Consider the following 13,298-nt stretch of genomic DNA (forward strand, 5'->3'; position numbering starts at 1 on the left):
ATGTCCTGGTTACGTCGACAATTGGGTCGTGTGCTGATTTTGCTGGTGAAGTTTTATCAATACTTCATTAGCCCGATGTTGCCCCCGAGTTGTCGTTACGAGCCGACCTGTTCGGCGTACATGATTGAAGCCATCCAGGTTCACGGTCCGTTAAAGGGCTTGTACCTGGGCATTCGCCGTGTGCTCCGATGCCATCCCCTGCGTGAAGGTGGTTATGATCCAGTGCCGCCTAAATGTGGTTGTTCTGTACCCTGTGATCAGGAAAAAAAAGCTGAAAAATGATGTCATTGCCGCCTTCGGGTGGTTGTGAATCGAGAGCGGATCGGCTAGTTTGAAGGAAACGTCTCCGCAAAGGAAAAACGCAGATGAATGCCTCAAAAGCCTCACGCCTGTATATCCTCGACACTAACGTTCTGCTGCATGATCCCAAGTGCCTTTATGAGTTCAAAGAGCAGGACATCACCATTCCGATGACAGTCCTGGAAGAGCTGGATGATATCAAGGACCGCAAAAAACACGTGTCTCAGGAAGCCAGGCACGCGATTCGCTCTATTGATGATATCCTCAGTACAGCGACCAATCCCGAGCAGATTACTAAAGGGGTACGTATCCTGCTGCCAGGCAAGGATCGTGATGAAAAGCTGGGACGCCTGAGCATTTTTCCGGACCATGAGCTGACCACTCGTGCGGGCTTTTTGCCGGATGAGCGCAACAAAGACAACAAGATCATTAACTGTGCCTTGCATCTGCAGGCCACCTTTCCGCACCGTCAGGTAGTACTGGTCACCAAAGATATCAATATGCGCCTCAAGGCGATGGGTGCGGGCCTCAAGCGGGTTGAAGATTACCGTACAGACCAGTTGGTGTCGGATGTTGAGCTCTTGCCAACCGGCTACACCTGTCTTGAAACACCTTTCTGGGAGCAGGTGGAACATGTTGAGAGTTTTCAGCGTGACGGCAAAACCTATCACAAGGTCAGTCGTGCGCTGTTGCCCAATACCTGGATGAACGAGTACCTCTATGACTCAACCCAGGATTTTGCAGCACGTACCGTAGCCATTGATGAGACCAGTGTCACCTTGCTGGATCTGGGTTATCAGCATCTGATGGATCAGTGCTGCTGGGGTATTTCGCCGATCAATATTCAGCAGGCGTTTGCCATGCAGTCGATGCTTGATCAGGATCTGGATCTGAGTATTTTCCTGGGTTCTGCCGGTTCCGGTAAAACGCTGATCGCCCTTGCCTGTGCACTGGAAATGGTGATCGAACAAGGGCAGTACAACAAAATCATTGTCACACGTTCAACGCCACCGGTAGCTGAAGATATCGGCTTCCTGCCTGGCACCGAAGAAGAAAAGATGACGCCCTGGATGAGTGCCATCAGTGACAACCTGGAAGCGATGCATGAGCAGGATGAACGTCCACAGAGCAGCGTCAAGTATGCACTGGAAAAAGCCAATCTGCAGTTCAAGTCGCTGAACTTTATCCGCGGACGCAGTATCCAGAAAGCTGTTGTGTTAATTGATGAGTCACAAAACCTGACACCACAGCAACTTAAAACTATAATCACGCGCTGCGGTAAGGGCACTAAAATTATATGTATGGGTAACCTGGCTCAGATCGACTCCAATTATCTGACGCCACTGACATCCGGTTTAACCTATATAGTTGAGCGCTTCCGCGATTTTGAGGGCTCTGCCAGCGTTCACTTCGAAGGTGTGTTCCGTTCACGCCTGGCGGAATATGCTGAAGAGCATCTATAACTAACGAGTCAATGCAGAGGGCAGCGAGCTGTCCTCTGTCATGCCGAGGAAAGCGGGATGTTTGCGGCCCACAGCGTTATCCTGATCATACTGGTTTATGTGCTGCTATTGTTTGGTCTGGCGCTTTGGGTGGAACGGCGAACCCGTTATCGCAGCAGCAGTGTCATGCCCGGTTGGGTGTATGCGCTTTCCCTGGCAGTGTTTTTTACCTCCTGGACCTTCTATGGCAGCGTCGGTTTTGCGGTGCATTCCGGTATGCTGTTCCTGGGGATCTATATCGGTGCCCTGCTCAGTGTGATTTTCTGGTGGGTAACGCTGCGGCGCATGGTCGCGGTCAAGGAAGTCTTCCGTATCACCAGTATTGCTGACTTTATCTCCACCCGATATCGACGCTCCCAGCGTATTGCTGCGCTGGTGACACTGCTCGCTCTGAGTGGTATCGCACCTTATATCTCGCTGCAACTGACGGCTGTCGTCAGCAGTTTCAGCATTATTACGGGCAGCCACGAAAGCGAAGCCTGGGATATGACCGGCATGCTGGTGATGCTGATGATGCTGGTGTTTACCATCATGTTTGGTATTCGCCGACTTGATCCGACCGAGCGCCACAGTGGCATGATTGCCGTGCTGGTAGCTGAGTGCCTGGTAAAGCTGGTGGCATTGGTGGTCGTAGGCATCTTTATTCTGCGTGCTGTGTTTGGCGATATGAGTAGTCTGATGGAAACGCTCAGTCATGAAGAGATGCTCTACCTGACCGAATTTCGTCAGCCGTCTCATTCAGGCCTGATGTGGACTACCTTGATCGTACTGGGCTTTGCTGCTGTTCAGTTCCTGCCGCGTCAGTTTCATGTCAGTGTGGTTGAAAGCAGTGATCAGCGCCATATCAAGACCGCCATGTGGATGTTCCCGCTCTATCTGGTGGTGATTAACCTCTTCGTGATTCCGATCGCCGCAGCGGGCCTGAAGCTCGGGTTGCCGTTGGCATCAGCCGATTTCTTTGTACTCAAGGTGCCGCAATATCTGGGTCATGACATGATGACGCTGCTGGCATTTATCGGCGGTTTTGCTGCGGCAACCGGCATGATCATCATTTCCACCATGACACTGGCAACCATGACCTCCAACCATCTGGTATTGCCCGTGTGCGAGAAGGTCGGTTTCCTTGAACCGCTGCAGGGCTACCTGTTGCAAGTCCGCTGGGTTATTGCCGCACTGATACTGACATCCAGCTATGTCCTGGCAATGGTGTTGAGTAACTCCTACATTCTTGCGGCCATGGGGCTGATCTCCTTTGTGGCGATTCTGCAGCTGGCGCCACCGGTGTTGATCGGTATGTTCTGGCGCCATGGTAACAGCATGGGAGCCATGACCGGTTTGTTGGCCGGATATCTGCTGTGGGGCTGGACACTGATCATCCCCTCGATGATTGCAGAGGGCTGGTTGCCTGAATCCATCATGGTTACCGGGCCTTTTGGTATCGCCTGGTTACGTCCGGAAGCTTTTCTTGGAATCGACTTCCTGCCGCCACTGGTACACAGCGTCTTCTGGTCCATGCTGTTTAATGTGCTTTTCTACTTGCTGGGTTCCTGGTTCTATCACCCTCAAAAACATGAGCGGGCGCTGACGCGTGAGTTTATGGCGGCCATGTTGTCGCGGGGCAAGATTGCCGGCAAGGCCCGGCCTACAGGTCTGGATGCCTATATTGCGCTGGAGCCCAAGCTCGTTGAAGCGAATGATCTGCTGGTGCGTTACCTGGGTGCCGATAAAGCCGAAGAAGCGGTATTGCGTATCACCGATGATCTTCAGGTCAGTGGTAAACCTTACCTGACCATTATTGAACTGATGGAGTTTCATCGCATGCTGGAGCATGTGCTGGCAGGCTCGATTGGTTCGGCCAGTGCGCATACGGCAATGGAAGAGCGTATTACCTATACCGAACGTGAAGCCGCTGATCTCAAGGCGCTCTACAGTCACATCGTGAATGAGCTGCAGGGGCAGGTCAGGGCGGATCAGGCAGAAGAGGGTACTTTGGGTGGTTACCAGTTCCTGGATCAGATGCAGAGCCAGCTGGATGAGATGGAAGCCACCATCAGCGAGCAAAAGACGCGTATATCAGAGTTGGAGTCTCGGCTTGAAGCCCGTTATGAAGAGATCTTCAAGCACCGTATGGAAGCCCAGAAACTGCGGGTTGAAAATGAAAGCCTGCGCCGCCGTCTGGTGGACGAAACAGATTAATCAGGAGTAGCGATGACGGACTGGAATGCCCAGGACAGCCTGGCCCTTTACAATGTCTCCCGTTGGGGAGCTGGTTATTTCGGCATCTCGGATGCGGGTGATGCCACTGTGCGTGATACGGTTTCTGGCGCTGAGGTCAGTTTTGCTGAAATTCTGCAAATGGTTCAGGCAAGAGGTCTGGAACTGCCGGTACTGATTCGTTTTCCTCACATCCTGCGTCACCGAGTCGCCAGTCTGGTCGACAGTTTTGCCCGTGCGATTGAGCATGAGGAGTATCAGGGCCGTTTCACCAGCGTCTATCCCATCAAGGTCAACCAGCAACGAGAGGTGGTTGAAGCAATTGTATCCGGCCAGCGTCAGGTCTTAAACGGACACACCGGCCTGGAGGCGGGTAGCAAGCCGGAACTTCTGGCGGTTCTGGCACTGTCAGAGCCAGGCAAGTCGACCATTATCTGTAATGGCTATAAAGATGAAGACTATATTCGTCTGGCACTAACCGGTGAGCGTCTGGGGCACAAAGTCTACATCGTGCTGGAAAAATCCAGCGAACTGAACGATGTATTGCGTGTCGCCGCTGAGCTGAAGGTGCAGCCTCGAATTGGTGTGCGTGCGCGTTTATCGACTGTCGGTAAAGGCAACTGGCAAGACAGTGGTGGCCTGAAATCCAAATTTGGTCTGTCGGCCAGCGAAATCCTGAAAACCATCGAGATCCTGCGCAGTCATGACCAGATACAGGCTTTCCAGCTGTTGCACTTTCATCTGGGCAGTCAGATTGCCAATATTCAGGATATCCGGGTCGGGTTGCGTGAAGCAGCCTGCTTTTATGCACAGCTGCGTCTGATGGGGATGCCCGTTGATGTGGCAGATGTTGGCGGTGGCTTAGGGATAGATTACGAAGGCACGGCCTCGCGCAGTGTCTGCTCGATGAACTATACCCTGGATGAGTATGCCAAGCGGGTGGTGCAGGCCTTCAAGGAAGTCGCACTGGAGCATGATCTGCCGCAGCCCCAACTGATCAGTGAGTCCGGTCGTGCAGTGACTGCTCATCATGCGGTGCTGGTCACTAACATTATCGGTATTGAACAACAGGTCGTACACAGCCTGTCAGCACCTGATGAGGATGCCCACCTGCTGTTACAGCGCATCTGGCAGAACTACCAGGATGCGCTGGGTCGTGAGCGCAGTTTGAGTGAGGTCTATCATGACCTGATTACCCATAATCAGGACCTCAACCATGCCTTTACCCATGGTGATCTGACCCTGCTGGATCGTGCGTCAGGTGAGCAGATGATGCGGGCCACGGCACTTTATCTGATGCAGCGCCTGAATCCGGCCAAGCGTCATCACAGTGCCATACTGGATGAGCTGAATGAGCAGATGGCGGATAAACTGTTTGCCAATTTCTCGCTGTTCCAGTCCCTGCCGGATGTCTGGGGTATTGATCAGATCTTCCCGATCCTGCCACTGCGTGATCTCGACAAGTACCCGTCACGCCGTGGCGTGATCCGTGATATCACCTGTGACTCGGATGGTCGTATAGATCAGTATGTGGATGGCGAAGGTCTGGAAACCACCTTGCCCTACCCGCCAATGGAAGCCACCCAGGGGCTGCTGGGGTTTTTCCTGGTGGGCGCCTATCAGGAAATTCTCGGTGATCTGCACAACCTGTTTGGTGATACCGACGCGGCGAATGTTGAGTTCAATGAGGCCGGACAGGTCGAAATTAGCTACCTGCAACGTGGCGATACCGTCGCCCGGGTGCTGCAGTACGTCAACTTCAACCCGGACAAGCTGCTGGAGTCTTTGAACCGTCAGGTCGCTGCCGCCAACTGGAGTGCTGCGGAGAAAAAGCAAACCATTCGGGAGTTGCGTATGGGTATGGATGACACGACCTATCTGGAACAGCCGAGCCTTTAACTGCGGATTTATTGTCAAGAGCGTTATTATACCGTGTCTGGATGGTAACGTTTGACGTTATTAGTGTGTTGCGTTAATATTTTATTATGATCATATCGTTTAAATGTAAGGATACTCAAAAGCTTGCGGAAGGATATCGCGTTAAGCGATTTATCAACATTGAACGTGCAGCAGTGAGAAAAATTCGACAACTTCAGGTAGCTGTTCAGCTGAGTGACCTTAAAATACCGCCGGGTAATATGTTGGAGTCGCTATCTGGTGATCGTCAGGGGCAGCACAGTATTAGAATCAATAAACAATTTCGAGTGTGTTTTCGCTGGAGCAAAATGGGAGCGGAAGATGTTGAAATTGTTGATTATCATTAGGAGTTAAAGCATGCGAGAAGTTGATGCTGTAACACCAGGAGAGTTGCTCAAAGAAGAGTTTCTTGAACCCATGGGGATATCTCAATATCGTTTGGCTAAAGAGATAGGGGTGCCTGCTCAGCGAATTGGTCAGATTATCGCTGGAAAACGTTCAATAACCGCTGATACAGATCTGCGGTTGTGCCGTTTCTTCGGTTTATCCAATGGCTATTGGCTTCGAGCTCAGGCCGCCTATGACACAGAAGTTACAAAGGACGCTTTAGCAAACCAGTTGGAAAATATTCGCCCTTGGAATGCAAATTCTGACGCAGGATATAGAGCGTAATGGGAGCACATCTGCGTTGACCCCCCCGATTATTTACCCCGATCTACCCGTATCCGCGCGTCGTGAAGAAATTCAGGCCGCTATTCGTGACCATCAGGTGGTCGTCATTGCCGGGGAAACCGGGTCGGGTAAAACCACTCAGATTCCCAAAATGTGTCTGGAGCTGGGGCTGGGGGAAGCCGGACTGATAGGGCATACCCAGCCTCGACGCCTCGCGGCACGTGCAGTCGCGTCACGTATTGCAGAAGAGCTGAAAACCACCCTGGGTGAACGAGTGGGCTTCCAGGTGCGCTTTCACGATCAGGTGAGCGAGCAGACGCAAATCAAGGTGATGACCGACGGTATCCTGCTGGCAGAAACACAGCATGACCGGCTGCTGAAAAAATATCAGGTCATCATTATTGATGAAGCGCACGAACGCAGTCTGAATATTGACTTTCTGTTGGGCTATTTAAAGAACCTGCTGCCTAAACGCCCTGACCTGAAAGTGATCATCACCTCGGCAACCATCGATCTGGAGCGCTTTTCCAGACACTTTAATAATGCCCCCGTGATTGAAGTCTCCGGGCGCACCTACCCGGTTGAGGTGTTGTACCGTCCTCTGCATGAACTGGAAGTGGAAGATGACAAGGCTCAGGACCTTCAACAGGGTATCCTGCAGGCGGTTGAAGAACTGAATGCCCTGGATCGATCACGCCGTGATGGCGGACCGGGTGATATTCTGATCTTTCTGCCCGGTGAACGTGAAATCCGGGAGACTGCCGATACACTGCGTAAAGCCGAACTGCGCGATTGTGAAGTGATTCCACTCTATGCGCGCTTATCTCTGGCAGAGCAGAGCCGCGTCTTCAATGAACAGCGGCGTGCCGGACGCAGAATTGTACTCTCCACCAATGTTGCCGAAACCTCCTTGACGGTTCCCGGTATTCGCTATGTTATTGATCCGGGGCTGGCGCGTATTTCGCGCTACAGCTACCGCTCCAAGGTGCAGCGCTTGCCGGTCGAGGCGATTTCACAGGCCAGTGCCAATCAGCGAGCCGGTCGCTGTGGACGTGTTGCATCCGGCGTGTGTATCCGGCTGTATAGCGAAGAAGATTTTGTCAGTCGACCTGAGTTTACCGATGCTGAAATACGCCGCACCAATCTGGCAGCGGTCATTCTCAGCATGCTGCAGCTCAAGCTGGGCGATATCGCTGCCTTTCCGTTTGTTGACTCGCCTGACTCCCGTTTTATCAGCGATGGTTTCAAGCTACTTGAGGAGTTGGGCGCAGTCACCCGAGGGCGCAAGCTCACCACGGTCGGTCGTGATCTGGCACGTTTGCCGGTAGACCCGCGTATAGGGCGTATGCTGGTAGAAGCCAATCGCCTGAGCGCATTGACCGAAGTGTTGGTGATCGCCAGTGCGCTGAGTGTGCAGGACCCGCGTGAGCGTCCTATGGAAAAACGCCAGGCGGCGGATGAAAAGCACAAAGCCTATGCCGATGAAGATTCCGATTTTGTAACGCTATTGAATCTCTGGCATCTCTATGAAGAGCAACGTCAGACCCTGAGTCAGAGTCAGTTGCGCAAATGGTGTCAGAAACATTTCATCTCTTGGGTACGCATGCGTGAGTGGCGTGATCTGCATCGACAGCTGCACCTGAGTGTGCGGGACCTGAAGATGACCGAGAACAAAACTCCTGCAGACTATGCGGCCATCCATCAATCATTGTTGGCCGGGCTGCTGAGTCATATCGGTATAAAGCAGGAAAAGGGCGAGTACCTCGGCGCACGTAATCGCCGTTTCTATATTTTCCCCGGCTCAGGACTGTTCAAGAAAAATCCCAAATGGATTATGGCGGCTGAAATGCTGGAAACCAGCAAGCTGTTTGCGCATCAGGTTGCCAAAATTGAACCGGAATGGATCGAAGCACCGGCAGCGCATCTGGTCAAGAAAACCTGGATGGAGCCTCACTGGGAGAAAAAGCGTGCTCAAGTAGTAGCGACAGAACAGGTGACGCTCTATGGTTTGATTATCGTACCCAAACGCAAGGTGCACTATGGTCGTATCGATCCGCAATTGAGTCACCAGATCTTTATTCGCAGTGCGTTGGTGGAAGGGGAGTATCAGACTCATGCTGCCTTCTTCAAACATAATCGGGATCTGCTCGCCAGTGTCGAAACGCTGGAAGCAAAAACACGCCGCCGGGATCTGCTGGTTGATGAGGAAGCATTAGCCGACTTTTATCTGCGTCGCTTTGCCGAGTTGGGTGGTGAAGATATCGTCAACGGTCAGGGCTTCGAGCATTGGCGTAAAACGCTGGAAAAAGAGCAGCCCAAAGCGCTGTTTATGCAGGAAGACGATATCCTGCAGCGTTCCGCTGAGCATGTGACCCAGCAGCAATATCCGGATCATCTGGTACATGAAGGTGTCAAACTGGCACTGCGTTATCACTTTGATCCCGGTGCCGAGGATGACGGTGTCACCCTGGAGTTGCCCTTGCCGCTGCTCAATGCTCTGCCGCTAAAGCGGCTGGAATGGCTGGTGCCGGGAATGCTGGCCGACAAGTGTACGGCGATTCTGCGGGGGCTGCCCAAAGCACAGCGCAAACACTATGTGCCGGTGCCCAATTACGTCGAAGCCTTTTGTCAGGCGGTAACCTTTGCTGAGGGTGATCTGTATGAGGCGCTGGCATTGCATCTGCAGCGTATGACCGGCTTGCGTGTTGATGCTGATGTGTTTCGCGGTGTGGTGCTGGATGATCATCACCGTATGAACCTGCGCCTGCTGGATGGGCAGAAGCAGGTGATGGCGACAGGACGTGATTGGACAGCACTGAATCGACGCTTTTCCAAACAGGCGGAACAGTTGTTGCAGCAGGCATCACCCAATCAAAGCTGGGGCCGTCAGGGATTAACTGCCTGGGATTTCGAGCAGTTGCCCGTCTCGGTCAAGTTGCGTCAGGCCGGTGGTCTGGAAGTCGATGCCTTTCCGGTATTACAGGATCGCGGCACCCAGGTCGATCTGCAGGTTGTCAGTCGTCGCTGTGAAGCGCAACGGCTTAACCCTCGGGGTGTTGCCCGATTGCTTATGCTGATGCTGCCAGAGCCTGTTCGCTTTGCACGTAAACAGCTGAAACAGCTGGCGCAGTCGGTGTTGTTGTCGGGCAAGCGTTTTGAGGTCAAGCGGCTGGAAGATGAGATACTCCTGTCAGCCACCTTGCGCGCTGCTGAACTGTTTCAGGACGTCAGTGGAGCGCCTTTGCCGCGTGACCGGGCAGCTGTAGATGCATTACTCCCGCGAGTGCGTGCTGAACTGCATGATCAGGTCGTTGCGCTGGATAAATGGGTTTTTGACCTGCACAGCCGTTTGCATCGCATTCAGAAACAGCTGAATGGCAAGGTGAACCTGCAGGCGGTACCGGTACTGAATGATATCAAGCAGCAACTGGATCACTTGTTTGTGTCGGACTACCTCAGTGTGGCACCGGCAGAATGGCTGAATAGCTACCCGCGCTATCTGCAGGCTATTGAAGTGCGTCTGGAAAAATATCCGCGTGAGTTGCGTCAGCAGTGTCTGGCATCTGAGCAGTTGCAGCAGTTGTGGCAGTCCTGGCAGAAGAAACTGACTGAAGCGCAGCAGCGCGATCAGGTGACACCCGAGCTGCTGAGTTTCCGCTGGCTACTGGAAGAGTATCGGGTGTCGCTGTTTGCCCAGCAGCTCGGTACACGCCAGACAGTATCGGAAAAGCGGCTGAAGCAGTTATTGGCAGGGTTGTAAGCATATTGGACTGATGGGATGCGATCTGGCTGACACGCCGTGAAATCATCCCTGATGGCTCCGGTACGCCATCCATGGCGTACAGGGTCAGCCAGATCGCATCCCGTCAGTGTCAGCTGCCTCTTGAGTGTTGGAGGTAGGGGGGGCGAAAAAACTTGTCATATCAGCCTGCTGTGTTATCCTACCCACAATTTATACGGGTACAGCCAATTGTGTGTTTTTTGATTGAAAAAACTTGCAAAAAGCTGAATTCCTGTGCTGTAATTGTACAAGTTAAGGTGTTAGATTCAGATGTTGGTGATAAGTTGTTGATTTGGTTAGAAGCCAGTTTTAACAACCTTAAAAACCCGCTGAGTTGTCATCTGGCAGATGCTGACCGTAGCAAAAAAGTTAATTTTTCGGCTTCACAGGTTTGCAATTATCTGCTTTTATAGTATTTTTGGGGCTGCATCATAGAAGATGCTCCTTGAAAAAATAAAGCAACTACTAGTATGTTGAACGTTGAAGGGGAAAACTAAATGAAAAAGTCAATTATCGCTCTGGCTGTAGCTGGTGCAATGACTGTTCCTGCTATCGCATCTGCTGATGCTACGCTGTACGGCCACATCATGATGGGCGTTGACAAAGAGAAAGGCGAGAAGCTGCACATCGGTTCTTCTGCCAACTCTGAGTCACGTATCGGTCTGCGCGGTACTGCTGACACTGGCGTTGATGGTCTGACTGCTCTGTACCACTATGAGTTCGGTGTTCGCACCAACCAGACTGGTTATGGCGCTGGTGCTGAGAATGCTCTGCGTACTCGTTTGGCTAACGTAGGTCTGACTGGCGACTGGGGTACTGCAGTACTGGGTACTCAGTGGGCTCCTCACTACAGCTGGGTTACTTCTACTACTGACGTAATGCTGTCCAGCGTTGTGAATCCAACTCACTCTACTGACACTGTTTACCGTGTTAACAACACTGCTGCTTATGTTTCTCCAAACCTGAACGGCCTGCAGTTGGCTGCAGCAGTATCTGCCAGCTCTGCTAACGATGATACTACTGGTGATTTCTACCATGTTGCTGCTAAATACAGCATTGGTGATTTCTACGTAGCTGCTTCTCATATCGACTTCAAAGCAGATGCTTTTGAAGCTGCGATCGGTGATAAAGTAACTGCTGTTGCAGCATCTTATAGCTTTGGTCCTCTGACAGTTGCAGGTGTTTACTCTTACCTGAAACTTGACGGTGAAGATAACTACAAGCCTTGGGATCTGGCAGCTACTTACGCTGTAACTGATGCCACTACTCTGAAAGTTGCTTACGCTGACTTCAAAAACAGCCAGAAAGGTTACGGTTTCGAAGTACAGCACGACCTGAGCAACATGGTTAACACTTTCGTAGGCTACGGACGTGCTAACAGCAACCTGCGTGACACTTATGCTGCTACCGATGGTGATGAAGGCGCTAATAGCGTATTCAGCACCGGTATCCGCGTACGTTTCTAATCCTCTGATTAGAACGTAATCGAAAAAAGGCTCCTTCGGGAGCCTTTTTGCTTTTGGTTCGCACTGATGTTTTCGGAGTGGGTATCCCTAAATATATCTGAGCGCCTGGTTTTTTTTGATCGGGTAATTCGGTGCCAGTGTAACAATCGGGGATTTGACGGCGCTTAATGTTGTTCTTAGGTTCAGCGTTTAGCTTTATCAAGCGCCGGAAGAATAACTGTTACCGGTTGATTATTGCTTCTCTGCTACTTTGCGAATGTTGTCGTTAATTTTAAATAAGACAATCAAGAGCTCACACCAAATGCGAACACCTATTGAGCCAAATATAATTGTGGCAAGACCACCGAGAAACATCATTCCTCCGCCGTAGTATGCATTGAAGCTACCAAAAATCATTCCAAGACCTGTAATCACTACACCCGCCAATAGCAACCAATACACGATGGTTATGATTTTTGGAGTGAGCATCGCATCGAAGAAAAATATATTTTTCATGAGTCCCTTAACCTTTTCATGGATGTAAATTGAGTTTGCTTGCGAAAAAAAAAACGCATGGACACGATAATCTTGGAAGTGATAACCAATTGAATAGATATGGATAATCTAAACAGGATGGATGCTAACCTGAGAATGCAAAGAGCCAATGCTTCCTTGAAATTGACTGGTTTCCGTTTCCTTATCAATAGCTAAAGGGCTTCCTACCGCATACAGCATAAATGTTAACAAAAACTAGTTGTATAGCAATACTTATAGGACGCTAATTAAGGGAATAAGGGAATAAAGAGGAATTAGGGGGTATTCACGAATGTTTTTTGATCTACATCAAGTTTTGATTTGATCTAGTCTGTTTTAGGAAAAACTCCTATGTTTTTCCTAAAGGCAGATGGATATTCTGTAGCCAATCAGATGAGCCAAGGAGTGGCTACAGCTTCAAGGATGAGGCTATCTGATATAAGCCCACTTAACTGGTCCTTGAGTGGCGGCTGGACAGGGAGCGTCCAGTGACGAGAGGGGAGTATGCAGGGATGCACTATGAACCTCTCATTTCCTGACCTCCTCTTCCTGAATATTTTCTAATGCTGAATTTCTGGCAGGATGCCTGTTTTGTTCACATGAAAAGGACTTCATATGACATACCACGATAAAAGCTACAAGCGCTTCTTTTCGGATCCATTCATGGTCCAAGAATTATTGACCGGATTTATCCATGAGGAGTGGGTGAATACCCTGGATTTTTCTACACTGGAAACGGTCAAAAATCAGTTCATAACAGATGATTTTCGTCAGAGAGAAGATGATATTATCTGGAGAGTTCGAAGCATGGATGGCTGGGTATATGTGTATCTTCTCATCGAGTTTCAGAGTCGTATTGATCGGTTTATGGCAGTGCGTATGCTCACGTACGTATCTTTATTGTATCAGGAGCTGATTGTAGTGGCATAGTTA

General features: G+C 50.9%; 9 protein-coding genes and 1 pseudogene. 9 read left to right on the forward strand and 1 reads right to left on the reverse strand.

Annotation, left to right across the window (positions count from 1 at the left end; all coding sequences use genetic code 11):
• The 8 genes and pseudogenes from yidD to ADINL_RS03255 all read left to right on the forward strand — a co-directional run bounded on the left by yidD (position 1) and on the right by ADINL_RS03255 (position 11,852).
• Positions 1–282, forward strand: coding sequence for a membrane protein insertion efficiency factor YidD (gene yidD / locus ADINL_RS03220; RefSeq protein WP_084154368.1), 282 nt, complete (start codon positions 1–3; stop codon positions 280–282).
• A gap of 83 nt (positions 283–365) precedes the next feature.
• Complete coding sequence (locus tag ADINL_RS03225) at positions 366–1,763, forward strand: PhoH family protein (RefSeq protein ID WP_036543886.1); 1,398 nt, start codon at positions 366–368, stop codon at positions 1,761–1,763.
• 57 nt (positions 1,764–1,820) lie between these two features.
• Positions 1,821–3,998: a solute carrier 5/6 family protein gene (locus ADINL_RS03230; RefSeq protein ID WP_036543887.1), complete on the forward strand. Its 2,178-nt coding sequence runs from the start codon at positions 1,821–1,823 to the stop codon at positions 3,996–3,998.
• Between the two features lie 12 nt (positions 3,999–4,010).
• Positions 4,011–5,915 carry a biosynthetic arginine decarboxylase gene (gene speA / locus ADINL_RS03235; RefSeq protein WP_036543888.1) on the forward strand — a complete coding sequence of 635 codons (1,905 nt, stop codon included), beginning with the start codon at positions 4,011–4,013 and terminating at the stop codon, positions 5,913–5,915.
• A gap of 86 nt (positions 5,916–6,001) precedes the next feature.
• Positions 6,002–6,280, forward strand: a complete 279-nt coding sequence (locus ADINL_RS16185; protein ID WP_084154369.1) for a type II toxin-antitoxin system RelE/ParE family toxin — start codon at positions 6,002–6,004, stop codon at positions 6,278–6,280.
• A gap of 10 nt (positions 6,281–6,290) precedes the next feature.
• Positions 6,291–6,605 carry a HigA family addiction module antitoxin gene (locus ADINL_RS03240; protein WP_036543889.1) on the forward strand — a complete coding sequence of 105 codons (315 nt, stop codon included), beginning with the start codon at positions 6,291–6,293 and terminating at the stop codon, positions 6,603–6,605.
• Positions 6,606–6,615: 10 nt separating this feature from the next.
• A pseudogene (hrpA, locus tag ADINL_RS03245) lies at positions 6,616–10,365 on the forward strand (ATP-dependent RNA helicase HrpA); the annotation flags it as partial.
• A gap of 518 nt (positions 10,366–10,883) precedes the next feature.
• Entirely contained in the window at positions 10,884–11,852 is a 969-nt protein-coding gene (locus ADINL_RS03255; protein ID WP_036543892.1) for a porin, read from the forward strand.
• Between the two features lie 231 nt (positions 11,853–12,083).
• On the opposite strand, the gene ADINL_RS03260 is transcribed toward ADINL_RS03255, so the two are convergent.
• Positions 12,084–12,347, reverse strand: a complete 264-nt coding sequence (locus ADINL_RS03260) for a DUF4282 domain-containing protein (RefSeq protein WP_036543899.1) — start codon at positions 12,345–12,347, stop codon at positions 12,084–12,086.
• 633 nt (positions 12,348–12,980) lie between these two features.
• Between ADINL_RS03260 and ADINL_RS03265 the strand changes: the two genes are divergently transcribed.
• Positions 12,981–13,295: an Rpn family recombination-promoting nuclease/putative transposase gene (locus ADINL_RS03265; RefSeq protein ID WP_036543901.1), complete on the forward strand. Its 315-nt coding sequence runs from the start codon at positions 12,981–12,983 to the stop codon at positions 13,293–13,295.
• The last annotated feature ends 3 nt before the right edge of the window (positions 13,296–13,298 follow it).

The sequence above is a fragment of the Nitrincola lacisaponensis genome, from assembly GCF_000691225.1.
In the GTDB taxonomy this organism is placed as follows: domain Bacteria; phylum Pseudomonadota; class Gammaproteobacteria; order Pseudomonadales; family Balneatricaceae; genus Nitrincola; species Nitrincola lacisaponensis.